The sequence below is a fragment of the Flavobacterium sp. genome (genome assembly GCF_046296355.1).
Classification (GTDB): domain Bacteria; phylum Bacteroidota; class Bacteroidia; order Flavobacteriales; family Flavobacteriaceae; genus Flavobacterium.
Window position 1 is genome coordinate 94442 of sequence record NZ_JBKBLM010000004.1, and the last position, 24932, is coordinate 119373.

General features: G+C 38.5%; 26 protein-coding genes. 21 read left to right on the top strand and 5 right to left on the bottom strand.

Annotation, left to right across the window (positions count from 1 at the left end; all coding sequences use genetic code 11):
• The 8 genes from ACK4HO_RS03860 to ACK4HO_RS03895 all read left to right on the top strand — a co-directional run bounded on the left by ACK4HO_RS03860 (position 1) and on the right by ACK4HO_RS03895 (position 10354).
• On the top strand, positions 1–1347 hold the full coding sequence (locus ACK4HO_RS03860; protein ID WP_409662820.1) for an HlyD family secretion protein: 1347 nt from the start codon (positions 1–3) through the stop codon (positions 1345–1347).
• Positions 1347–2732 carry a TolC family protein gene (locus tag ACK4HO_RS03865; RefSeq protein ID WP_409662823.1) on the top strand — a complete coding sequence of 462 codons (1386 nt, stop codon included), beginning with the start codon at positions 1347–1349 and terminating at the stop codon, positions 2730–2732. Before ACK4HO_RS03860 ends, ACK4HO_RS03865 begins: the two co-directional genes overlap by 1 nt.
• Positions 2733–2807: 75 nt before the next feature.
• Positions 2808–3626: a type I methionyl aminopeptidase gene (gene map, locus ACK4HO_RS03870; RefSeq protein WP_409662826.1), complete on the top strand. Its 819-nt coding sequence runs from the start codon at positions 2808–2810 to the stop codon at positions 3624–3626.
• A complete protein-coding gene (locus ACK4HO_RS03875) occupies positions 3626–4396 on the top strand; it encodes a class I SAM-dependent methyltransferase (protein WP_409662829.1) in 771 nt (256 codons plus the stop codon). Before map ends, ACK4HO_RS03875 begins: the two co-directional genes overlap by 1 nt.
• A 65-nt stretch (positions 4397–4461) precedes the next feature.
• Entirely contained in the window at positions 4462–5715 is a 1254-nt protein-coding gene (locus ACK4HO_RS03880) for a DUF5103 domain-containing protein (protein WP_409662832.1), read from the top strand.
• Between the two features lie 73 nt (positions 5716–5788).
• Positions 5789–6175, top strand: coding sequence for a Co2+/Mg2+ efflux protein ApaG (gene apaG / locus ACK4HO_RS03885; RefSeq protein ID WP_176305912.1), 387 nt, complete (start codon positions 5789–5791; stop codon positions 6173–6175).
• A gap of 143 nt (positions 6176–6318) precedes the next feature.
• Complete coding sequence (gene pruA, locus ACK4HO_RS03890) at positions 6319–7947, top strand: L-glutamate gamma-semialdehyde dehydrogenase (protein WP_409662836.1); 1629 nt, start codon at positions 6319–6321, stop codon at positions 7945–7947.
• A 112-nt stretch (positions 7948–8059) separates the two neighbouring features.
• Positions 8060–10354 carry a T9SS type A sorting domain-containing protein gene (locus ACK4HO_RS03895; RefSeq protein WP_409662839.1) on the top strand — a complete coding sequence of 765 codons (2295 nt, stop codon included), beginning with the start codon at positions 8060–8062 and terminating at the stop codon, positions 10352–10354.
• Positions 10355–10384: 30 nt separating this feature from the next.
• On the opposite strand, the gene rsmG is transcribed toward ACK4HO_RS03895, so the two are convergent.
• The gene (rsmG, locus tag ACK4HO_RS03900; RefSeq protein ID WP_409662841.1) at positions 10385–11014 is read right to left on the bottom strand and encodes a 16S rRNA (guanine(527)-N(7))-methyltransferase RsmG; all 630 of its coding nucleotides are present in this window, start codon (positions 11012–11014) and stop codon (positions 10385–10387) included.
• Between the two features lie 107 nt (positions 11015–11121).
• Here rsmG and ACK4HO_RS03905 point away from each other — a divergent pair, with 107 nt between their 5' ends.
• From ACK4HO_RS03905 to ACK4HO_RS03950, 10 genes are all read left to right on the top strand, one after another.
• Positions 11122–12216: a fatty acid desaturase family protein gene (locus ACK4HO_RS03905; protein WP_409662844.1), complete on the top strand. Its 1095-nt coding sequence runs from the start codon at positions 11122–11124 to the stop codon at positions 12214–12216.
• Positions 12217–12273: 57 nt separating this feature from the next.
• The gene (locus tag ACK4HO_RS03910) at positions 12274–13458 is read left to right on the top strand and encodes a pyridoxal phosphate-dependent aminotransferase (RefSeq protein WP_409662847.1); all 1185 of its coding nucleotides are present in this window, start codon (positions 12274–12276) and stop codon (positions 13456–13458) included.
• A 162-nt stretch (positions 13459–13620) separates the two neighbouring features.
• Positions 13621–14784, top strand: a complete 1164-nt coding sequence (gene purT, locus ACK4HO_RS03915) for a formate-dependent phosphoribosylglycinamide formyltransferase (RefSeq protein ID WP_409662849.1) — start codon at positions 13621–13623, stop codon at positions 14782–14784.
• 3 nt (positions 14785–14787) lie between these two features.
• On the top strand, positions 14788–15114 hold the full coding sequence (locus tag ACK4HO_RS03920; protein WP_409662852.1) for a DUF6370 family protein: 327 nt from the start codon (positions 14788–14790) through the stop codon (positions 15112–15114).
• A 9-nt stretch (positions 15115–15123) separates the two neighbouring features.
• The gene (locus tag ACK4HO_RS03925; protein WP_409662855.1) at positions 15124–15699 is read left to right on the top strand and encodes a Crp/Fnr family transcriptional regulator; all 576 of its coding nucleotides are present in this window, start codon (positions 15124–15126) and stop codon (positions 15697–15699) included.
• A 132-nt stretch (positions 15700–15831) separates the two neighbouring features.
• Entirely contained in the window at positions 15832–16548 is a 717-nt protein-coding gene (locus tag ACK4HO_RS03930; RefSeq protein ID WP_409662857.1) for a pirin family protein, read from the top strand.
• Positions 16549–16611: 63 nt separating this feature from the next.
• On the top strand, positions 16612–16896 hold the full coding sequence (locus ACK4HO_RS03935; RefSeq protein ID WP_409662859.1) for a GNAT family N-acetyltransferase: 285 nt from the start codon (positions 16612–16614) through the stop codon (positions 16894–16896).
• 10 nt (positions 16897–16906) lie between these two features.
• Positions 16907–17314 (top strand): OsmC family protein, encoded by a 408-nt coding sequence (locus tag ACK4HO_RS03940; protein WP_409662862.1) that lies wholly within the window; start codon positions 16907–16909, stop codon positions 17312–17314.
• Positions 17315–17318: 4 nt separating this feature from the next.
• Positions 17319–17549: a (4Fe-4S)-binding protein gene (locus tag ACK4HO_RS03945; protein WP_409662865.1), complete on the top strand. Its 231-nt coding sequence runs from the start codon at positions 17319–17321 to the stop codon at positions 17547–17549.
• The gene (locus ACK4HO_RS03950) at positions 17546–18070 is read left to right on the top strand and encodes an NADPH-dependent FMN reductase (RefSeq protein ID WP_409662868.1); all 525 of its coding nucleotides are present in this window, start codon (positions 17546–17548) and stop codon (positions 18068–18070) included. Before ACK4HO_RS03945 ends, ACK4HO_RS03950 begins: the two co-directional genes overlap by 4 nt.
• A gap of 33 nt (positions 18071–18103) precedes the next feature.
• On the opposite strand, the gene ACK4HO_RS03955 is transcribed toward ACK4HO_RS03950, so the two are convergent.
• Positions 18104–19720: a hypothetical protein gene (locus tag ACK4HO_RS03955; RefSeq protein WP_409662870.1), complete on the bottom strand. Its 1617-nt coding sequence runs from the start codon at positions 19718–19720 to the stop codon at positions 18104–18106.
• 117 nt (positions 19721–19837) lie between these two features.
• On the opposite strand from ACK4HO_RS03955, the gene fabD reads away from it, so the two are divergent.
• The 3 genes from fabD to ACK4HO_RS03970 are packed head-to-tail and all read left to right on the top strand — an operon-like array spanning position 19838 to position 21653.
• Positions 19838–20710: an ACP S-malonyltransferase gene (fabD, locus tag ACK4HO_RS03960; protein ID WP_409662873.1), complete on the top strand. Its 873-nt coding sequence runs from the start codon at positions 19838–19840 to the stop codon at positions 20708–20710.
• Positions 20710–21390 carry a peptidoglycan DD-metalloendopeptidase family protein gene (locus ACK4HO_RS03965; RefSeq protein ID WP_409662876.1) on the top strand — a complete coding sequence of 227 codons (681 nt, stop codon included), beginning with the start codon at positions 20710–20712 and terminating at the stop codon, positions 21388–21390. Before fabD ends, ACK4HO_RS03965 begins: the two co-directional genes overlap by 1 nt.
• Before the next feature lie 5 nt (positions 21391–21395).
• Positions 21396–21653 carry a hypothetical protein gene (locus tag ACK4HO_RS03970; RefSeq protein ID WP_409662879.1) on the top strand — a complete coding sequence of 86 codons (258 nt, stop codon included), beginning with the start codon at positions 21396–21398 and terminating at the stop codon, positions 21651–21653.
• A gap of 32 nt (positions 21654–21685) precedes the next feature.
• Here the strand turns inward: ACK4HO_RS03970 and ACK4HO_RS03975 are convergent, their stop codons facing one another.
• From ACK4HO_RS03975 to ACK4HO_RS03985, 3 genes are all read right to left on the bottom strand, one after another.
• On the bottom strand, positions 21686–22576 hold the full coding sequence (locus ACK4HO_RS03975) for a DMT family transporter (RefSeq protein ID WP_409662882.1): 891 nt from the start codon (positions 22574–22576) through the stop codon (positions 21686–21688).
• A gap of 55 nt (positions 22577–22631) precedes the next feature.
• On the bottom strand, positions 22632–23645 hold the full coding sequence (galE, locus tag ACK4HO_RS03980; RefSeq protein ID WP_409662885.1) for a UDP-glucose 4-epimerase GalE: 1014 nt from the start codon (positions 23643–23645) through the stop codon (positions 22632–22634).
• 75 nt (positions 23646–23720) lie between these two features.
• Positions 23721–24851: a DegT/DnrJ/EryC1/StrS family aminotransferase gene (locus tag ACK4HO_RS03985; RefSeq protein WP_409662888.1), complete on the bottom strand. Its 1131-nt coding sequence runs from the start codon at positions 24849–24851 to the stop codon at positions 23721–23723.
• Positions 24852–24932 lie beyond the last annotated feature (81 nt).

Sequence of the window (24932 nt, forward strand, 5' to 3'; positions counted from 1 at the left end):
ATGCTTAACATTTCAAACAACAACCGAATTGGCGAAAGCATAGAAAAATACAGCACGTTTAAAACGCTGAGCAACCGACCGCACTACAAAATTTTGAACAAAATTATTGTTGGCGTTTCACTGTTGGGTTTACTTATCTTGTTTTTGCCATGGACACAAAATATCTCCGGAACGGGCGCGGTCACTACGTTAAAACCCGACCAAAGACCACAAACCATTCATTCGGCCATCGCGGGACGAATTGAAAAATGGTATGTCAAAGAAGGCGATTTTGTGCAAAAAGGCGATACCATACTTTTTATTTCGGAAACAAAAGAAGATTACCTCGACCCAAATTTGGTGAAAAACACCGAAAGCCAACTCAAAGCAAAAGAACTCGCCGGAAAATCCTATGGAGGCAAAGTGACTTCTCTTGAAGCACAAATAGCAGCGATTCAAAGTGAACGCCAATTAAAACTGCAACAAGCCCAAAATAAAATCAAGCAATCCAGGTTAAAAGTCAAAAGCGACAGCATGGATTTGGTTGCCGTGAGAACCCAAATTAAAATCGCGACCACACAATTTAATCGTTCTGTAGCTTTAAACAAAGAAGGCTTAAAACCTATGACCGATGTGGAAGAAAAACGCTTGAAATTACAAGAAACCGAAGCCAAAATTATCACCCAAGAAAATAAATTCTTGGCTAGTGAAAACGAGTTGATTAACGCCAAAGTAGAGATCAACCGCATCATCGCAGAGTACAACGAAAAAGAGCAAAAAGCCCGAAGTGATCAATATACGGCACTTAGCAGTCAGTACGACACAGAAGCACAAGTCAACAAACTCCAAAATCAATACGCCAATTACCAAATCCGAAACGGCATGTATTACATCAAAGCGCCACAAAGCGGCTATGTTAACCGAGCACTACAATCTGGGATTGGCGAAACAATTAAAGAAGGCACACAAATCGTGAGTATTATGCCGTCTAAATATGACATTGCTGTAGAAACTTTTGTAACACCAACAGACTTGCCACTATTGCACAAAGGGGAAAAAGTGAGAATTTGGTTTGACGGTTGGCCGACTATCGTTTTTTCTGGTTGGCCCAATATGTCTTACGGTACGTTTGGCGGAAAGATTGTTGCTATTGAAAATTTCATAAGCGATAATGGAAAATTCAGAGTTTTAATTGCGCCTGATGAAAATGATGTGCCTTGGCCAAAACAAATCAGTATCGGTTCGGGAGCGCAAACCCTGGCGTTGTTAGACAATGTTCCGGTTTGGTTTGAAATTTGGCGAACACTTAACGGTTTCCCACCGAATTATTACCAACCAAAAAATAATATTCAAAAAGACAAAAAGTAATGAAATCGATACTAATAGGTTTTTTATTTTTAGGAATGTCGGTTTGGAGCCAAAATGCTACCAAAGAACTCACTTATAATGAGTTTTTAGGGTATGTCAAAAAATACCATCCGTTGGTCAAAAGCGCCAACTTGGAACTCAATCAGGCACAAGCCAATTTAATGATGGCACGCGGTGGTTTTGATCCTAAAATTGAAGTCGATTTTGAACAGAAAAAATTCAAAGACAACGAATATTATTCGATACTTAACAGCAGTTTCAAAATACCGACTTGGTATGGTGTAGAAATCAAAGCCGGATTTGACAACAACGATGGTATTTATCTGAATCCGGAAAATACGGTTCCGAATCAAGGTCTGACTTCGCTTGGCATTTCGATTCCGCTCGGACAAGGCTTATTCATTAACCAACGCATGGCCGATTTGCGCAAAGCCAAAATTCAAGTCAAATTGAGTCAGGCCGAACGTAATTTGATGGCGGTTTCGGTTTTATATGACGCTTCGGTGGCTTATTTTAATTGGAAGCGAAATTTCAACGAAGTCACGTTATACCAAAATTATTTGACCAATGCCGAAGTGCGTTACAAAGGCATTACAAAATCAATCGAAGAAGGCGACAAACCGGCGATTGACAGTGTGGAAGCCGGAATTATAGTGAGAAACCGAAAGCTGAGTTTAGAAGAATCCCGATTAAAATTGGCGAAAGCCCAACTGGAATTGGCCAACTTCCTTTGGTTAGAAAATAATGTGCCGCTCGAATTGCAAGACGATATGATTCCGGAGGAAAATTTGGCCACGACCATCAAAGAAACGTTACGCACTAATGATTTGATGTTAGAAAATCCATCTTTAGAAAACCATCCGAAGATTAATGCACTCGAAAATAAAATCGAAATGCTTGAAGTGGAACGAAGATTAAAAGCCAATATGCTTTTGCCCAAAATTGACTTAGGTTACTCCTATTTATCCGAACCGAGTTACATTGACAATTACCGATTTCAAGATTACAAAGTGGGTGTGAATTTTTCCTTTCCGGTGTTTTTACGCAAAGAACGCGGAAGTTTACAATTGGCAAAATACAAATTGCAAGACGTAAAATTTGATTTGGATTTGGAAAGAGTACAATTGAAGAATAAAATCAAAGCGCAACAAACCGAAATAGCTTCTTTAGAAAGACAGCAACAGCTAATTGAAAGTCTGGTAAACGATTACAGTACGATGTTAGCCTCTGAAGAACGCCTTTTCTCCTTTGGCGAAAGCTCTGTGTTTTTAATCAATTCGCGCGAAAATAATTTGGTTACAGCCCAACTTTCAAAATTACAACTCGAAAACCGTTTTTTGGATTCGAATGCCGCGCTGTTTAAAATGATGGCGAATCCGGAATAAGTATTGCTAAAATAATTACTTTTGCAAACTCATTTCAAGTCACATACTGAAAGGAAAGACGTTAAATTACAGCAGATGATTATCCAAAAAACAAGAGAAGAGATTGAATTGATGCGCGAAAGTGCGTTGATTGTTTCGAAAACTTTAGGCATGATAGCCTCCGAAATCAAACCCGGAGTGACCACTTTATATCTAGACAAATTAGCCGAAGCCTTCATCAGAGACCACGGTGCTGAGCCAGGCTTTTTAGGCATGTATGGTTTTCCAAACTCGCTTTGTATGAGTCCGAATGCACAAGTCGTTCACGGTATTCCGAACAATGTTCCTTTGCAAGAAGGCGATGTGATTTCGGTAGATTGTGGTGCGTTGAAAAACGGATTTTACGGTGACCACGCCTACTCTTTTGAGATTGGTGAAGTCGCTCCCGAAGTGAAAAAACTATTACAGGTAACCAAAGAAAGTCTGTACGTTGGCATCCGTGAGTTCAAAATCGGGAATCGTGTGGAAGATGTGGGGAATGCGATTCAAAAATACACCGAAGCACATGGTTACGGCGTAGTTCGTGAGTTGGTCGGACATGGTTTAGGTCAAAAAATGCACGAAGAACCGGAAATGCCAAACTACGGCAAACGCGGTCGCGGAAAACTTTTCGTTGAAGGAATGGTTGTCGCTATTGAACCGATGATTAACATGGGAACCAAAAACATAAAACAATTGAAAGACGGTTGGACCATCTTAACGGCCGACGGCAAACCAAGTGCGCATTTCGAACACGACGTTGCTTTGGTTGACGGTAAACCCGAATTGCTTTCGACCTTTGCTTATATCTACAAAGCTTTGGGTATTGAGAGCAGTGAAGAAGATGAATTCCGCAAAAACCCTATTGTGTTGTAATGAGAAAAATCTTCAAATTTATCCTAAATACCATCCCAAGACCAATATTAATTCGTTTAAGTATTGTGGTTCGGCCAATCTTGGCTTTTTTGTTAAAAGGAAATCGATTTACTGACCCGATTGACGGGAAAAGTTTCCGCATGTTCTTGCCTTACGGTTACGGAAATCAGAGAAATAACGTATTGTCGCCAAGTACACTTTCGCTGGAAAGACACCGTTTGCTTTGGTTGTATTTACAAAACGAAACCGATTTTTTTACGGCAACCACCAAGAAAAAAGTATTACACTTTGCTCCTGAACAAGAGTTTTACAAACGTTTCAAAAAGCAAACCAATATCTATTATACTACCACCGATTTGCTTTCGCCTTTGGCGGATGTGAAAGCGGATATTTGCAACTTGCCTTTTGAAGACAATGCTTATGACTTAATTCTTTGCAACCACGTTTTGGAACACATTCCGGATGACACCAAGGCGATGCAGGAATTGTACCGAGTTTTAAAACCGGGCGGTATGGGCATTTTTCAAATTCCGCAAGACTTGTCGAGAGCTGTGACTTTTTCGGATGATACGATTGTTGACCAAAAAGAACGCGCCAAAATCTTCGGGCAATATGACCACGTAAGAGTTTATGGCAGAGATTATTTTGACAAACTAAGAAGCATTGGTTTCAAAGTAATCGAAGAAGATTATACAAATAAAATAGCGCCTGAATTAGTAGAGAAATATTGTTTGGCCAAAAGCGAAATCATTCCCGTCTGTTTTAAATAATTCTTTATTTGGCATAATTCTCGCTAGATAAAATTAGTATCTTTACCAATCTGATTCAAAATAATATGCCAAAATATTTCGCCTTTTTACTCGGATTTTTTTTTACCATTACAAATGCGGTCGGCCAACCCGAAAAAGAAATCGCGCCACCTTACAATATTAAAACCGTAAGTTTTGTTCAAAACGGACAAAATGCAGTTCCGATATTCCAATTGGGTGACAGTTTCCAAATCCATTTTGATGACTTATACGGTAATGAAGCTAACTATTTTTACACCATAACCCATTGTGATTACGACTGGAATCCATCCCAATTGGCCAAAGCCGAATACATCAATGGTTTTGACGACCAAAGAATTCAAGATTACACCAATTCCTTAACGACTTTACAATTGTATTCTCATTACAAATTGTCTTTTCCTAACAGATTTACCCAATTCAGAGTAAGTGGCAACTACGTTATCAAAATTTTAAACGATGATAAAGAAGTAGTCTTTACCAAAAAATTTATTCTTTATGAAGAGTTGGTTTCCGTTCCAATGCAAGTCAGAAGAGCTAGAAACTTGTCGGTTGCCAACCAAAAACACAACTTGGATTTTGCCATAAAATCGGCTACTATTAATTTCCAAAGTCCGTTGAAGAATGTCAAAGTCATGTTGTTGCAAAACGGCAAATTCGACAATGCCATCACCAATGTCAAGCCTCAATACACCATAGCCAATGATTTGATTTATAAATACGATACAGAAACCCAATTTTGGGCCGGTAACGAATATTTATTTTTTGAAAACAAAGACATCCGCGCCGCCAATAACAGCATCGCCCGTGTGGATTCTAAAGGCGGAGTGTATAATGCTTATTTGTATCAAGCGCAAGCCCGAGCCAATGTGCCTTACACTTATTATCCTGATATCAACGGGAATTTTATCGTAAAGAACATTGGAGCACAGAACAGTGATATTGAAGCCGATTATGCTTGGGTTTTCTTTACGCTTTCGGCACCGAGTTATTACGGTAAAAAACCGATTTACATCAACGGCATGTTCAACAACTACGCCATCAGTGAAGAAAACAAAATGGAGTATAATGCCGAAAAGGGAATTTATGAAAAAGCCATCATGATAAAACAAGGCTTTACCAATTTCCAATATGTAATTGCCGATAGCAATGGTAAAATTGATGAAGAGAATGCAATAGACGGGAATTTTCACCAAACCGAAAACAACTATTTTGCCTTAGTTTATTACCGAGAAAACAACCAACGCTACGATAGAATTATTGGCAAAGGAATAGCCAGTTCGGTCGATATTACCAATTAGAAAATTTAACATCTAATTCACGTATCAAAACGTATTTTTCGTAAATTTGACAACGTAATAGAATGAATACTACATGGTTTCACAAATAACACGAGGGATAAAGATTTCGGTCTTGACTAGTTTTGAAGGCACTTACTTCAAAAACTACAAGATTCACTTTGCCTTTAGTTATGAAATCACCATCGAAAACCACAGCAAAGATTCGGTTCAATTAAATACTCGCCATTGGGAAATCTTAGATTCTCTGAATGATAAAGAAATCGTTGACGGCGAAGGCGTGATTGGTAAAAAACCGGTTTTAAAACCTGGCGAAAAACACACTTATAATTCGGGTTGTTTGTTGTCTTCTCCATTCGGAGCCATGAGCGGTTACTTCAATATGATTAATTTTACGACGACCAAAACCTTTAAAGTAATCGTGCCAACCTTCAAATTGAGCGCGCCGTTTGCTCTGAATTAAAAGTCCTGTTAAAGAGACACTAATCTTTGTCTTCTCTTATTAAAAATTCAAAATTTCCTTTGTACTTTTGTGTCGCATTCAGGAATTCTTAAAAAAGAATCTCTTTAGTTATTCAAATGTCAAATTTTTAATCTTTTCATATCATGCCAAAAGGTTTTTTTCATGTCCCAAAAGCGGTTAATGAACCCGTAAAATCATACGCCCCAAATTCGCCCGAAAAAGCAGCAGTTTTAGCAGCTTACAAAAAAATGTGGAACGAGACTATTGAGGTTCCGAACTACATTGGCAGCGAAGAAATTCGCACCGGAAATACCCGAAACATGACGGCGCCGCACGATCACCAACACGTGGTTGGAAAATACCATTTGGCCGAAAAAGTGCATGTAGAAAAAGCTATTGCTTCCGCTTTGGAAGCCAGAAAAAAATGGGCCAATATGGCTTGGGAACAACGTGCCGCTATCTTCTTGAAAGCTGCCGAATTAATCGCCGGACCATACAGAGCTAAGATTAACGCAGCCACTATGATTGCGCAATCGAAAACTATTTTCCAAGCGGAAATTGACGCTTCTTGTGAGTTAATCGACTTCTTGAGATACAATGTAGAGTTTATGACTCAAATTTACAACGACCAACCCAAATCGATTTCGGATGTTTGGAACCGTGTGGAATACCGTCCGTTAGAAGGTTTTGTATACGCGATTACTCCGTTTAACTTTACCGCTATTGCTGCGAATCTTCCCACGAGTGCCGCTTTGATGGGCAATACTGTTATTTGGAAACCTAGTGATAGCCAAGTCTTTTCGGCCAAAATAATTATTGATATTTTCAAAGAAGCCGGCGTTCCTGATGGTGTGATTAACGTTGTTTTTGGCGATCCTGTAATGATTACCGATACAGTTTTAGCCAGCCCTGATTTTGCCGGAGTTCACTATACCGGTTCCACTTTTGTCTTCAAAGAAATCTGGAAAAAAATCGGAACCAATATCCATACTTATAAAACTTACCCAAGAATCGTCGGAGAAACCGGAGGAAAAGATTTCGTTTTAGCGCATCCTAGTGCGAATGTAAAACAAGTCGTAACCGGAATTACCCGTGGTGCTTTTGAATTCCAAGGCCAAAAATGTTCGGCCGCATCAAGAGGTTATATTCCGCAAAGTTTATGGCCGGCTGTGAAAGAACAACTAATCACCGACGTAAAATCGATGAAAATGGGTTCTCCGGAGGATTTTGGAAACTTCATTACAGCCGTAATTCACGAAGGTTCTTTTGACAAATTGGCGAGTTTTATCGACCAAGCTAAAAAAGACAGCGATGCCGAAATCATTGTAGGCGGTAACTATGACAAATCAAAAGGTTACTTTATTGAACCAACTGTAATTGTTACTACAAACCCAAAATACGCCACTATGGAAACCGAACTTTTTGGTCCGTTAATGACAATTTATGTCTATGAAGATGCGAAATGGGCGGAAACTTTACAATTGGTTGACAGTACTTCAGAATATGCTTTGACCGGAGCTATTTTTAGTCAGGACCGATATGCGATTCAAGAAGCTACTTTGGCTTTACAAAACAGCGCCGGGAATTTCTACATCAACGACAAACCAACCGGAGCCGTTGTAGGAATGCAACCATTTGGCGGTGCCAGAGCTTCGGGAACAAATGACAAAGCGGGTTCAATGCAAAATTTATTGCGTTGGGTTTCCCCAAGAACCATCAAAGAAACTTTTGTTACCCCGGAAGATTATCGTTACCCATTTTTAGGAGAATAATTTTATTCCATAATTCTATATTTAAGGCTCAAGTTTTTACTTGGGCTTTTTTTATTCCGTTGAAAATGAATTTTTTGTATCTTCGAACGTCAAAAACCAACAACCAAACATTATGAAAATAAAAATTACTCTTTTATTAATCGCAGTTTTTTCCATTTCCGCTTTTGCACAAGACAAAACTTATGATTTGTTGAAAGACAAAACGGAAACCGGAATTCTTTACGACCAAGTATTCGGAATTTCAAATGCTTCAGAACAAAGAAAAGCAGAAATAACCCCTAATTATTTCTTGCAAGTCTATCACGAAATGCAACGTGCCGATTTCCTGCAACGCATACCAAAACTAGAGAAACTGCGCGAAGCTGCTAATCTTGGCTTTGCTAAAAATCAAGTTCCTTTGAGTATTTTGATTTCAGATTTTGAAAAAATAAATCCGACTGCAACGGAGAACGGCGATTTGTTTTTGAATGCCAACAATCAGTTTCAATTGCAACCAAATGCCCAAAATGTATTCGAAAAACATTCCCTTAATTTGATTTCGCCTTTGCTTTCAAAATCCAAAAGCAATCAGGTGAGTTTTATTTTGAGTGACGAATTGATTTTCAACACTACCAACAGAACAATTCAAAACATCGCAATCCAAGCCAAAGGGGAAGAAACTTGGAAAAGCATTTCAAGAAACAGCCCTTTCAAAATTAGTTTTGCAAATGGAAAGCAAATCGTGAATTGCAAAATTCAATTTACCAATGGAGAAACCATCATCGAATCATTCGTGATAGATATTAATGCTCAAAATAACAGTGCCGCCAACAGAACAAACCAAAACAATTACCAACCCAATGTGGTAAATACTGTAACAGCGACAATTCCTTATCAAGGTTATGGTGAAACGGCGGCTTATTTAGGTCAAGGCGAATATGAAATTTTTCCGGATACAGTTGACGGAATTTTAGACAAACCTGTTTTCTTAGTTGACGGTTTTGATCCCGGTGACACCAATACTATTACCACTATGTATGCCGGCTTAAATTATGGCACCGGACAAAATTTGGCCGATTACTTAAGAACATTAGGATTCGACATTGTGTTGGTTAATTTTCCAACCTACACCAGACCCAATACAACAACCGTTGTTGATGGTGGCGTGGATTTTATTCAGCGGAATGCTTTTGTGTTAGTAGAAACCATTAATCAAATTAACGCCCAAAAAGTAGGCACTCAAAAAAATGTGATCATAGGCCCAAGTATGGGCGGATTGATTTCTCGTTATGCATTACGTCATATGGAAATAAACACGCTAAATCACGACACACGATTGTATATTTCTTTTGACTCACCACATCAAGGTGCCAATGTGCCTATTGGTTTCCAACATTTATTCAACTATATGGCTTATGGTCCGTTAGGAAATGCAGCCGTTCAACCACTTGTTGACGGATTGATTAAAAGTCCGGCCGCCAGACAAATGCTGATTGACCACATGGAAGGACATTTGCAAACCGGAAGCACTTTTGAATTTAATACCGACGCTGCAAGTTTATTGCCAACTGGTGCTCCCAATTACAGAACCGCATTCCAAAACGAATTAAACGCTATGGGCTTTCCAACGACAGTCCGCAACGTATCGATTTCAAATGGAGCGGGCAACGGAGCGATGAACTACTCGCCTAATTTTGAAGTAATGAACCATACGTTTAACATCACCGCTACACAAAGAGCCATTATCAACTTGCGTTTTACGCCTGCCGCGAATCAAACCAATCAAGTAAGTCGATTTAGAGGCCAACAATTTGTGATTGCCTTTTGGGTTACCGGATTTGAAAGTTTGGCCAATTCTAAAGCACCAACCTATACCGATGGCTTAGACACTGCGCCGGGCGGAAGATTTGACATGAGTGGTTTTGAAGCTGATTTGGGGACTGATCCTTTATTGACTGAATTTTTCACCAATTTGAATGCCGACTATTTTACCTTTATTCCAACATGGAGTTCGATGGCGATTTCGGGTACCAATAATTTATACTCTCCGGTAACCGGTGCTTCGGTTACGCCATTTGTGGCTTCTTCTATTCCGACTGTAAATGAAAATCATGTGACCTTAAACCAGGACAATGTGACTTTTGCTTTGAATGAAATTATAAACGGAGCCTTGGCTACGACCAATCCAGGATTTGAAACGCTTTGGATTAAAAATCCAGTTGAAAGTACTATTGAAATCAATTCTTCTTATACTATCGAAAATGCCAATATCTCCGTTACTGATATGTTAGGTAAAACGATTTATCAATCTAAAAACAATACCATCAGCGGAACATTTGAAATCCCTGTGACATTGACCAAAGGTGTTTACCTCATCACTATCAGCAATGAAAGTGGAAAAGTGACCAAGAAAATTGTAAAAGATTAAAAAAAAAGCCTCTCAAATGAGAGGCTTTTTTTATGCTTTAAACTTCAACGGTAAATGAACCACTTTCTTAGTTTCAAAAAATTCGTTGGAGAAGAATTCAGCTATATTGTATTCCGTGGCATTTGGGAAATCTTTGAGTTCTTCGGTCAAATCTCCACCTTTTAAATAGAGAATTCCGTTTTTCAACTCGTGTTTGTTTTGCTTCTTAATTTTGTCCTTTATCCATGACACAAAATCAGGCATATTAGTCACGGCACGACTGACGATAAAATCATAATCGCCTTTAACATTTTCGGCTCGCATTTGTTCGGCTTTGACATTTTTCAACCCTAACCCTTCGGCAACGGCTTGGACCACTTTTATTTTTTTGGCAATGACATCAATCAAATAGAATCGCGTTTCGGGAAACAATATTGCCAATGGAATTCCGGGGAAACCACCACCGGTTCCAACGTCTAGAATATAAGTTCCGGATTCAAACGGTTGAATTTTGGCAATCGCCAAAGAATGCAAAACATGTTTGGTGTATAATTCATCTATGTCTTTTCGAGAAATTACGTTGATTTTCGCATTCCAATCTTGGTATAACGCTTCTAATTTTTGAAACTGTAGGAGTTGATTTTCAGTAAGATTAGGAAATTGTATGATAATTTCTTCCATAAATTGAATTTTCAACAAAAATAGTGCTTTTGGTTGATAATTATGATTTGTTTATAATCTTTGAAAAATTATAATAATTATCTTTGAACAAAATTTGAAATATCACAATGAATACCACAACACCAATTTTCTCTAAAACCGATAGTTTGAAATTCTTCAGAACTTTAAACACTAGGGTTAACAACTACTTTAAAGAAAACAACCTCGACAGAACCGGCAACTGGAAATTACATTTGAAAACTATAGTCATGTTTTCTATTTTCCTAACTCCTTATTTTATTTTATTGGCAATGCATATGCCTATTTGGGCTTACCTTTTGCTTAACGTAGTAATCGGCATTGGAATGGCTGGCGTTGGAATGAACGTAATGCACGATGGTAACCACGGCGCTTATTCCTCTAAATCTTGGGTCAATAAAATCATGGGCGGAAGTATTTATATCTTGGCCGGAAATGTTTACAACTGGCAAGTACAACATAATGTTTTACACCATACTTATACCAACATTTTAGGACATGACGAAGACTTGGAAGCCGGAAGAATCATGCGTTTCACTAAAGAAGCTAAATGGTACAAATTCCATAAATTCCAACATTATTACTCTGTATTTTTATACGGGTTATTAACATTCAATTGGGCAATCACGACTGATTTCCTTCAAATGAAACGTTATTTAAAAAGAAACTTATCCTATGGTGAATTCAAAAAACCGGTGATTCGTTGGACCACTTTAATCATTACCAAAGTCATTTATTTCTCTATCTGGATAGTCATTCCAATAGTTTTAGGTGTTTCTTGGTGGAAAGTAGTTTTAGGATTTTTGGTAATGCATTATACTGCCGGAGTTATCTTGAGCGTTGTATTCCAATTGGCGCACGTAGTAGAAGAAACCGAAAATCCAATTCCGGATGCCAATGGTGAAATAGAAAACACTTGGGCCATTCACCAACTGTTTACAACCGCTAATTTCGCACCGAAAAATTGGTTGGTAAACTATTACACCGGTGGATTAAATCACCAAGTAGAGCATCATTTGTTTCCAAATATCAGCCACGTTCACTACGACAAAATTGCTGAAATCGTAAAACAAACAGCTAAAGAATGTGAACTGCCTTATTACGAATTCAAAACAACACGAGCGGCTATCGCTTCGCATTTCAAGCACTTAAGGGAATTGGGAAGACAACCGCAATTAGCATAACATAAAACGGGACGCCTTTATTGGCGTCTCTTTATTTAACCACATAACAACAACACAATGAGCATTTTATCGGACAGAATTAACAACTTATCTACTTCACAAACACTGGCTATGGCGGCTTTGGCCAGAGAATTAAAAGCCCAAGGAAAAGACATCATAAGCTTAAGTTTAGGCGAACCGGATTTCAATACACCCGATTTTATTAAAGAAGCTGCCAAAAAAGCTATCGATGAAAATTACAGCACTTACACACCGGTTGACGGTTACGGCGAACTAAAAGAAGCCATCTGCAGAAAATTCAAAAGAGATAATAATTTAGATTACAAACCGGCAAACATTGTAGTTTCTACCGGTGCCAAACAATCTTTATACAACGTGGCGCAAGTCATGTTAAACGACGGCGACGAAGTGATTTTGCCTGCGCCATATTGGGTTTCTTACTATGAAATCATCAAACTTTCAGGCGGTGTTCCTGTAGAAGTTCTGACTTCTGTAGAAAGCGATTTCAAAATGACCGCTGCAGAACTGGAAAAAGCCATCACGCCGAAAACCAAAATGATGTGGTTCAGTTCACCGTGTAACCCAAGCGGTTCCGTTTACAACCGCGACGAACTAGAAGCTATTGGTAAAGTTTTAGAAAAATATCCAAACATTTATATCGTTTCCGACGAAATCTACGAACACATCAATTTCTCTGGAACTTTCTGCAGCATCGGAACCATTCCGGGCTTTTTCGACAGAACGATTACTGTGAATGGTGTCGCCAAAGCCTTCGCGATGACAGGATGGAGAATCGGTTATATCGGCGCTCCGGAATTTGTAGCCAAAGCTTGTACCAAAATGCAAGGTCAAGTAACTTCTGGCGCCAACTCCATTGCACAAAGAGCTACGATTACCGCTGTTGATGCTGATCCAAGCGTTTTAAACGAAATGGTATCCGCATTCAAAAACCGCAGAAACTTGGTAGTAGAATTGGCCAAAGAAATTCCTGGATTCAAAATCAACGTACCTGAAGGTGCTTTCTATTTGTTCCCGGATGTTTCGGCTTATTTCGGCAAAACCTTACGCGGAAAATTAATAGCTAATGCTGATGATTTTTCGATGTATTTGTTATCAGAAGCGAATGTTGCGACCGTAACCGGAGACGCATTCGGAAATCCAAACTGCATTCGCTTGTCTTATGCTACCAGCGAAGAATTGCTAACTGAAGCTTTCAAAAGAATCAAAGAAGCACTAGCTTAATCTATATTATGCCTCAAGGAAACTTGGGGCTTTTTAATAAATAATAGGGCGTTCCCTTTCAGGTCGGGCTTTCCGTTGCAATCTTTAGTTTAAAAACTAAAGGATTTCCACTGCAATCCCTAACGCATAAAACCATTAGACAACACTATAAAATTAAATAGAATGTCAAAAATACTCTTACTCGGTTCCGGAGAATTAGGAAAAGAATTCGTTATCGCCGCACAAAGAATCGGACAAACCGTGATCGCAGTCGACAGTTATGAAAACGCTCCGGCAATGCAAGTGGCTCACGGATTCGAAGTCATCAACATGCTCGATGGTGCCGAATTAGACCGAATCGTAGCCAAACACCAACCTGATTTCATCGTTCCCGAAATCGAAGCCATTCGCACCGAACGTTTTTACGATTACGAAAAACAGGGCATCACGGTTGTGCCTTCTGCGAAAGCGGCCAATTTCACCATGAATAGAAAAGCGATTCGCGATTTAGCCGCCAAAGATTTAGGCTTAAGAACGGCCAATTATCGCTATGCCACTTCCGCTGAAGAATTGCAAAAAGCGGTAGCTGAAGTCGGAATGCCTTGCGTAGTAAAACCACTAATGAGTTCTTCCGGCAAAGGACAATCGACCATCAAAACCGAAGCCGATATTGAAAAAGCGTGGCGATACGCCGAAGAAGGTTCGCGCGGTGATATTGTGGAAGTGATTGTAGAAGCATTCGTAAATTTCAATTCCGAAATCACTTTGTTGACGGTGACTCAAAACAGTAATCCAACGTTATTCTGTGCGCCAATTGGTCACCGACAAGAACGCGGCGATTATCAAGAAAGTTGGCAACCGGCCATTGTTTCTGATAAAGACATAGCCGAAGCCCAAGAAATGGCCCGCAAAGTAACCGAAGCACTCGGCGGAGCAGGACTTTTTGGAGTAGAATTTTTCCTAACCAATGAAGGCGTATATTTCTCGGAATTATCGCCAAGACCACACGATACTGGAATGGTTACGCTCGCCGGGACCCAAAATTTCAACGAATTCGAATTGCATTTGCGTGCCATTTTAAGCCTACCCATTTTCGAAATTACTTTGGAAAAAGCCGGCGCGAGTGCGGTAATTTTGGCCGCCGGAGATTCTGCAAATCCAACCTACTCAGGAATTTCTGCAGTAGCCGCACTACCTAAAACAGATTTTCGTATCTTTGGAAAACCAACTTCAAGACCTTATCGCAGAATGGGTGTTGTTTTAACCCATGATTCATTGGGAACCAACATTGAAACTGTCACTGAAAAGGCGAAAGAAGTCGCAAAATTAATAACCATAAACCTGTAAAAAATGAAAAAAGTATTTTTAATTCTTGCTTTTGTGTTGGGTGTAACCAGCATGAATGCCCAAGAGAAAAAAGCTGCAACCCAAGAACCTGTAATTGTTGAAGTGGCTTGCGGACAATGTATGTTTGGAATGAAAGACAAAAAAGGATGTGATTTGGCCGCAATGGTTGATGGCAAACCTTATTTTGTTGAAGGTACAAAATTAGATGACCACGGTGATGCACATGCTGCTGATGGTTTTTGTTCAGCCGTAAGTAAAGCTGAAGTAGTAGGCGAATTGAAAGACAATAAATTTGTCGTAACTTCATTCAAATTACTTCCAAGAAAATAAAACTTCCTCTTGGCTCAAATCCTTGATAATATTTCAAAAATAGTAACTCTTTCTCCCGAGGAAGAGTTGCTTTTTTTATCTAAAATAGAAACCAAACACTACAAAGCCAAAACCATTATCCTGAGCGCAGGAGAAGTTTGCAAACATTCTTATTTCGTCAATTCAGGCTTGCTCAGAAGCTTTAACATCAACGACAATATTGTTGAACACGTTTTGAGTTTCGCCTGTGAAGGTTGGTGGATTGGTGACATGTACAGTTTGCTTTCGCAAAAACCAGGTAATCTTTTTATTGAAGTTTTAGAAGATGCAGAAGTGGTTTTACTCTCCAAAGAAAACCAAGAAGAATTGTACCATCAAATCCCGAAATTAGAGCGTTTTTTCAGAATCATTGTAGAAAACTCATTGGTTTCCTATCAAGAAAGGTTAATGGATAACCTAAGCCTAACCGCAGAAGAACGCTTTGAAAAATTCTGCAAAAAATACCCAACACTCATTCAAAAAGTACCTCAAAAACAAATTGCTTCTTTTATTGGCGTAACGCCTGAATTCTTTAGCAAAATGAAGAGTAGGTTATTGAGAAAGTAATCGCTCTTCAAGGTATTGACTTCTGAAAACTGCCAACTGAACACTGAACACTTCTTTCTTAATCTACATTAAGTGCTCCACGCACTCCATGATTGTAAATTTGTATCATAATAATTAGTAAATTTATACATCATGAAAAATACTGTTTTACACAAAGCACACACTCGCGGACATGCCGATCACGGTTGGTTAAACGCACACCATACTTTTAGTTTTGCCAGCTATTATAACCCTGAAAGAGTTCAATTCGGAGTCTTGAGAGTTTTAAACGATGACATCGTAGCATCCGGAATGGGATTCGGAACGCATCCGCATGATAATATGGAAATTATCACGATTCCTTTGGAAGGTGATTTGGCACACAAAGACAGTATGGGCAATACCGAAGTGATAAAATTCGGCGACGTACAAGTGATGAGCGCCGGAACCGGAATTCAGCACTCTGAGTTCAATCCGAATGCGGATAAAAGAACCAATTTGTTGCAAATTTGGGTGTTTCCAAAATACAGAAATGTAGAACCTCGTTACCAACAAATCACGTTAGACACGACCGACCGTCATAATAAATTACAACAAATACTTTCACCCAATGCTGACGATGCAGGCGTTTGGATTCACCAAGACGCTTGGTTTCACATGGGTAATTTAGACCAAGGAATTACTTTAGATTACAACCGTAAAAAAGAAGGCAACGGACTTTATGTTTTCGTAATCAAAGGAAGCGTAAAAGTAGACGGACAAGATTTAGGTGAACGCGATGGATTAGGCATCACCGATTTCGAAAAAGTAACATTCGAAGCTACAGCTGATGCTGAGATTTTATTAATGGAAGTTCCAATGATTCAGTAAATAAAAATAACCGCAAATTCACGAATTATTTAATTTGAGAATTTGCGGTAAACTTTAAAAAATATGAACAACGAAGTACAACTTAAAATCGATGGGAATAAAGGCTTTTTTTACATTGATGTCAATAGCAAACACGAAGCGATGATGACCTTTGTTTTTGCGGGTGAAAAACAAATCATTATCGACCACACCGAAGTAAAACCGGGAAATGAAGGCAAAGGTTTCGGCAAAAAAATGGTAGCCAAAGCCGTAGAATACGCGCGTGAAAAAGGCATCAAAATCATTCCGCTTTGTCCGTTTGCGAAAAGCGTTTTTGACAAAGTTCCCGAATTTAGAGATGTTTTATAATTATAACATCATGGCAAATCTTTTAGAAAATAACGTAGAAGGAACTATTGGCACGCAAAAATACTTGTGTACCATTTCTTGGCGCAACGGCACTTTATTGATGGATGAACCTGAAAATGTCGGTGGACAAAATATTGGGCCTGACCCGTTTTCAACATTCTTAGCCTCATTAGCGGGTTGTACTTTATCGACTTTGAGAATGTATATTGACCGCAAAGGTTGGGATATTCCTGAAATCAATATTTCGCTGAATTTAGCTCAGGAAAGCAAGGGCGAATTGGTTACAACCATTACTCGCGATATTTCTTTTTCTAATGAGGTTTCATCCGAAATAAAAGAGCGATTGTTACTCATTGCTGAAAAATGTCCGGTATCAAAAATTCTAAAAAATCAAATTCAAATTAACACCAAAATATAAAATCATGGATCCGAAAGACTTAACCAAAGAATACACCAATGGCGAAGTGACCATAGTGTGGCAATCGGGAAAATGCACGCATTCTGCCAATTGCGTAAAACACAATCCTGATGTATTTAAACCCAAAGAAAAACCGTGGATTACGCCTGAAGGTTCTACTACAGCAAAAATAATCGAGACGGTCAAAAAGTGTCCATCGGGTGCATTGACTTATTATTTAAACAACGAAAAATGAAGAAAATCATAGCCTTTGGTGGTTCGTCGAGCAAAAATTCCATCAATAAGCAATTGGCGGTTTATGCTTCGAATTTGTTTCAAAATGTTGACATTGAAGTTTTGGATTTAAACGATTATGACATGCCGGTGTTTTCCGTTGACCGCGAGAAAGAAAACGGCATTCATCCTTTGGCACAAGATTTTTATGCCAAAATAGGCAGCGCTGATTTTATCGTACTTTCTTTGGCAGAGCACAATGGCGCTTATTCTTCAGCATTCAAAAATACTTTAGATTGGGCTTCGCGAATCGATGCCAAAACCTTTCAACAAAAACCAATGTTACTCTTAGCCACTTCGCCCGGAGCACGTGGCGGCGGAAGTGTTTTGGATATTGCAGTCAAACGAATGCCTTTCCAAGGCGCAGAGGTAAAAGGCAGTTTTTCACTACCGAGTTTTCACGAGAATTTCAAAGACGGAAAAATTACCAATGAAACCCTCGGCGGCGATTTGAAAAAAATAATACGAGCAATTAGTTTATAAAAAAAGCCCTAACTCATCGTTAGGGCTTTTTGATTATTTGTATGCTTTATTGTCAAACCTTGTGACATCAACAACTTTTTCTTCATCGATATCAAATGAAATCTCAACACTGTCACCCACAACTGTTATAGGCAATTCTCCCGAAACCTGGGTTGAACCCACAAAAATACTCGGATAATCTTTGATGGTAAAATAATAAAAGCTGTTGCCGTTCTTCACATCATTTTGGATACGGGTGATAATAGATTTTACGCTTTTCTTAGCATTAGAAACACCCGGATTAATTTTATTCCCCGAAGAGTTGTAAGCGCTTTTGAAAGCAGTTAACGTTTCTCTCATCGAGTTGCCTACTCCAACAATCGTGTAATCGTTAATCGCTACCATGGCATACATTTTCACCAATCCGCCATCATCTTTGAGTGTCATCACGTAAGTTGGGATATTGTTGATATTATATGGAATTGGTAAGGAAGTCTTATATCCTTTTTCTTGTACTTTTCCTTCGGCCGACTGTTGGGCAGCATATTCAGTAGCACCGCTTTGCTTGTAAAACGTAGTTTCTTTAGTTCGGGTATCGACTAAAACAAAGCCAACAGCACTTTCATCACTTCCTACAGAAGTCAATCCCGTGTACCAATACGAGCGGTCATTTTTACCGTACACTAAAGTCAGTCCTTCCGTAATTTGCAACTTATCTCGGTTGGAAAAATTCCAATAACCATTTATCAATTCACCCCAATCGTTCAGTTGTTCTTCAATAATTACTGCCGGTTGAATTCGATCTATCCAGGCCGGAGTATCGGCTATAGCATATTCATTAATGGCTCCACTTTGCGCATCAACAACGATAACTCCTGTAGCATTTTTACCCGAAAAACCGATTTCTTTTTTATAAGTAGAAATCACCCAATACGGATTTCCGGCTTCGTCAATTTCGAATACAAAATCTTCTAAACCAACAGTGGCATATCCATTAAAATAAACATGTCGGTGAATATCGCTTTGGAAATAAGCCGAAGGTTGGTATTTGATTCGAACGGGTTTACCATTTACCGATTCAACCAATCGCACATCTCGTTCATTGGTGGCCGAAACCATTACATAACCCGGAGTTCCGTCTTGGTTATTGAACCATTTGAAAAAACCGGAATGCAATAAAGGTGCAATCCAAAACAATTCGTTATTGACTTTTTGAATAGAAAATTTGCCGAGTTCGATTTGACTTCCCAATGCCGGTTGTGAACCAATCACTTTTTCACCCAACAAATAAGCTAAATTCTGATCGACCACTCTAATTTTATCCATAGAAATGGGCGCAATGTGTTTGGCTATTTCGTTTCCTTTTTTGACTTCACCAATCATTTTTTGGTATCGAGAAGTGTATAAAAAGGTGGCTGAAGTAAATAAAGGGATAACCGTTACATAGACCAATACTACTGCCATTGTCCATAGGATCCACTTTTTAGGTTTATTATTGACAATGAATTTCTTATTGGCAGCATCGGTTGTAATTCCGAGTGAAAAGAAAAATAAGAAAAACAACAGCAACAAAAGTAAAATCCCAATACTGTAGAAGCCGTAATTGAGTACCGGCATGGTTAAATAAATCAGTAAAAAAAATAGAATCACAAAAAGTAAGTTCTTTTTCATGTTTTTTGGGTTAAAGGTTTCCTATTTGACGTAAGAATTGCATTAAAAGTTACAATTTTAAATCAGATGTTCTTTATTTAATAGTTATCCTTATTTTTGTCCTCTAATTTTATCCAAATGAAAGCATACGTATTCCCCGGTCAAGGCGCTCAATTCACCGGAATGGGCAAAGACTTATATGAAAATTCAGCAGTAGCCAAAGCGCTATTCGAAAAAGCCAATGAAATTTTAGGTTTCCGCATCACCGACATCATGTTTGAAGGCACAGCAGAAGCATTAAAAGAAACTAAAGTAACCCAACCGGCAGTATTTTTGCACTCGGTAATTTTGGCCAAAACTTTAGATAACTTTAAACCTGATATGGTTGCCGGACATTCGTTGGGTGAATTTTCAGCTTTGGTAGCCAATGGCACTTTGTCTTTTGAAGACGGTTTGAAATTGGTTTCCCAAAGAGCTATCGCCATGCAAAAAGCTTGTGAAATAACCCCATCAACCATGGCTGCGGTTTTAGGTTTAGAAGATAAAATTGTAGAAGACGTTTGTGCTTCTATCGATGGAATAGTAGTTGCGGCAAATTACAACTGTCCGGGACAATTGGTTATTTCAGGTGAGTTCTCAGCAGTAGAAAAAGCTTGTGAAGCGATGAAAGAAGCCGGAGCAAAAAGAGCTTTGTTATTGCCTGTTGGTGGCGCATTCCACTCACCTATGATGGAACCGGCTCGCGAGGAATTGGCGGCAGCGATTGAAGCTACAACTTTCAACACTCCAAGTTGTCCGGTATATCAAAATGTTACAGCCAGTGCTGTTTCTGACGCCAACGAAATCAAGAAAAATCTAATCATTCAATTGACGGCTCCGGTAAGATGGACACAATCAGTGCAACAAATGATTAAAGATGGCGCGACTAGTTTTACGGAAGTTGGGCCGGGAAAAGTTTTGGTTGGCTTGGTAAATAAAATCGACAGAGAAGTAGAAACGATTTCGTCTTAATGAAAAATTTAATCGAAATCTTAAGTAAAACCGAATCAGCTAAGGTCATATCCAATGATATTGATTATGCAGATTATGTGGCTTTGGATTTATCAGTAACCAATGAAAATTTGGTTACTCAAAAATTGGCAACCGCTAAAGATTACGAGGAATACATTCAGAATTATTTAAATCAAAATAAGGCTAAAATTGCATTTGGTGGTTATATAGAACATCGAAATTTGTACCAAAGAAGTACGGTTTTTAAAAATGACAATACCGACGAACGCAATATTCATATTGGTTTAGATTTATGGGTTAATGATTCTGCTCCCATTTATGCCGCTTTGGAAGGTAAAATTCACAGTCTTCAAAACAATGACGCTTTGGGGGATTATGGTCCGACGATTATTTTGGAACATAAAATTGAGGACTTTACTTTTCATACCTTATATGGTCATTTGAGTTTAGATAGTTTAAATGGTAAAAAAGCAGGTGACTTTGTCGAGAAAGGCCAACAAATCGCTACCTTGGGCTTACCTCCGATTAATGGCGATTATGCACCGCATTTGCATTTCCAAATCATTATCGATATGGAAAATAAAACCGGAGATTATCCGGGAGTTTGCAGTTCGAAAACCTTGCCCTTTTATTTGCAGAATTGTCCTGACCCGAATTTGTTATTAAAAATTAAATCATAATTATCATGAAGAAGTTAATTTTATCCTTTGCCTTAGTAGCTTTATTAGCTTCTTGCAAAGACGAAACCAAAGAAAAACTCGATGCCGCTCAAGACGCTGTAACCGAAGAAGTAAAAGAAAAAATTGATTCGGCCAAAATCAAAGCAGAAAGAAGATTGGATTCCATCAAAGAAAAAACCAAAGCCGAAATTGACAGTGCCAAAATAAAAAGCGCCATGAAATTGGAAGAAGCCGCGAAAAAATTAAAAGAATCTGCGAAATAGAAAAACAAATCCTCATCAAAAGTGAGGATTTTTTATTTCCTTTTATAATTGGTTATGAATACTCCCAAAATAATTAAGCCAGTTGCAATCACGAAATCGAAGGTGATTTTTTCATCTAAAAGTAGCCAACCCAAAAAAACCGCGATAATCGTATTGATATAATTCAAGACCGTAATCTGAGTAGCGGTAACTCTTTTCAAAGCATAATGATAAGCAAAAAAAGCGATGACCGAGCCAAAAACGGAAAGGTATAAAGTGGCGAAAATACTTCTGGCACTCCATGCCTTGAAATCGACATCAGGATTTAATATTAGTGCCAAAACAAATTGAATTATTGCTGCAATTGAAAATTGGTAAAATAAATTCAAGGCAATGTTATTCGACTTGTGGGTATGCATTTTGGTGTAAATCGTTCCGACCGACCAAGCTAAAATAGCAATACTTAAAAAGAGAATCCCGGTTTTATAATTGGGATCTAAAATATCGCCCAAACCATCTTTGAAAATAAAAACTACACCAAGGAAACCAACAATTACACCAAGGAAACCTTTTAGTGTTAGCTTTTGTTGCCCAATCATCGTTCCGCCTAAAAAAACGACTAAAGGTGAAAGTGCACTCAATATAGAAGTTAAGCCACTCGGCACACTTTGCTCGGCAATCGTAGTAAAACCATTGGCCAAAACAATCATCAGAATTGCCGGTATGAATTGGAGTTTAAAGTTTTCCCAACCAATCCAAGCCAATTGTTTTTTATACAATAAAATGGCCAAAACAATTAAAGCTGCCAAACCTTGACGAGTAGAAGTAATATACCAAGGTTGCATGGTTTCAACCGCCACACGAATACCTAAATAAGTTGTACCCCAAACTACCGCTACAATAAATAGACAGAAAAGTAATTTGAAATCGGGTTTGTCACTCATGAAGCGAATAGATGTAATTGCCTAAAAAGCAATTTTATGATGTTATAAATTGGGACTAACTCCTAACTTTTTGCTCCCATTTCCAAGCAGAAGCCAAAGCATCGTCTAAAGACAATTCGGTTTTCCAACCTAAAACTTCTCTGGCTTTATCAGTATTGGCGTATGCCTGAATCACATCACCATCTCTTCGGGCTACAATTTTATAAGGTAATTTTTTACCGGATACTTTTTCGAAAGCATGAATGACTTCCATAACGGAACTTCCTTTTCCGGTTCCTAAGTTGAAGGTTTCTACTTTCTCCAAATTTTGTTTATCTAATAATCGTTGTAAAGCTACAACATGTGCTTTCGCCAAATCAACCACATGAATATAATCGCGAATACAAGTGCCATCAACTGTTGGATAATCATTTCCAAAAACGGACAATTCCTGACGCAAACCCATAGCAGTTTGAGTAATAAATGGCACTAAATTTTGTGGCACTCCTATAGGCAATTCTCCTATTTCGGCACTTGGATGTGCTCCGATTGGATTAAAGTAGCGAAGTAAGATGGAATTTAAATTGGTAACTCTAGCAACATCAATAATAATCTCTTCTCCAATTTGCTTGGTATTTCCGTAGGGAGATATTGCCGGTTGAATTGAAGCGTCTTCATTAATTGGCATTACTTCAGCTTGACCGTAAACTGTGCAGGAAGAACTGAAAATAAAATTAGCTTGTGGCAATGACGTCAGTTCTTGCAATACATAAACCAAAGCATTGATGTTGTTTTCATAGTACAATAACGGATTTTCGACACTTTCTCCCACAGCTTTTGAGGCTGCAAAATGAATCACGCCCACAACATCATTGTGTTTTTTGAAGAAATTTTGAACTGCCGCTTTTTCCCTTAAATCAAAGTTTTCAAAAACCGGTTTCTTTCCGGTAATCTTTTCAATGCCGTCTAAAACCGAAATGGAAGAATTCGATAAATTATCAATGGCTACTACTTCAAAACCTTGGTTTTGTAATTCTACAACGGTATGTGAACCTATAAAACCTAAACCTCCTGTTACTAGTACTTTCATTTATTTTTTGTTGTAAGTTGTAAGTTGTAGGTTATAAGTTAAACTTGACTGTAACTTACAACCTACAACCTATAACTATTTTAAATATTCTAAAACGCTGTCTGTGATAAATTTGATTTGCTCGTCGTCTAATTCGGTATGCATTGGCAATGAAATTACTTCTTTCACCAATTGATTCGTTACCGGAAAATCTTCCTCTTTGTAACGCATATCCGCATAAGCTTTTTGACTGTGCAACGGAATTGGGTAATAAATTGCACACGGAATTCCTTTCGCTAATAAATGTTCCATCAAACCGTTTCTATCGGCATCGATAATTCTCAAAGTATATTGGTGGAAAACGTGACAATCACAAATATCACAAATACTCGGAGCAATAATATTTTTGTGGCCTTCAAAAGCGGCAGAATATTTGCGAGCCGCATCTTGACGCGCTTTTCCGTAAGCATCTAACAAAGGTAACTTGGCATTTAAAACACCGGCTTGAATACTATCCAAACGGGAATTTACGCCTACTACATCGTGATGATAGCGTACATACATTCCGTGGTTTACGATTCCGCGAATTTTGTGTGCCAAAGCATCGTCGTTGGTAAAAATCGCGCCACCATCGCCATAACAACCTAAGTTTTTAGACGGGAAAAATGACGTTGATGATACGTGACCAATAGTTCCCGCTTTCTTTTTAGTTCCGTCAGAGAATTTGCAATTGGCACCAATCGCTTGGGCATTGTCTTCAATTACGTATAAATTATGTTCTTTGGCAATCGCCATAATCGCTTCCATATTCGCAGCGCGACCGAACAAATGTACGGGCACAATCGCTTTGGTTTTAGGCGTAATCGCTTTCTTAATTGCCTCAATAGAAATATTCATGTTTACGATATCCACATCCACCAAAACAGGTGTCAATTGTAACAATGCAATCACTTCGACAGTTGCGGCAAACGTAAAATCGGCTGTAATTACCTCATCGCCCGGTTTTAAATCCAAGCCCATCATCGCAATTTGCAAAGCATCAGTTCCGTTGGCGCAAGGAATCACATGTTTTACGTCTAAATATTCCTCAAGATTTTTCTGAAATTCGTGAACCAATGGTCCGTTGATGTAAGTTGTGGTATCTAAAACCTCCTGAATCGAAGCGTTAACGGTATCTTTTATTTTTTCGTATTGACTTTTTAAGTCAACCATCTGAATTTTTCTCATGTTCTAAAAAATTATGAGTAGCAAAAGTAAGAAATTCTGAAGTAGAATTCTATGTTCCGCAAAAGAAACGTATTTTAGCGC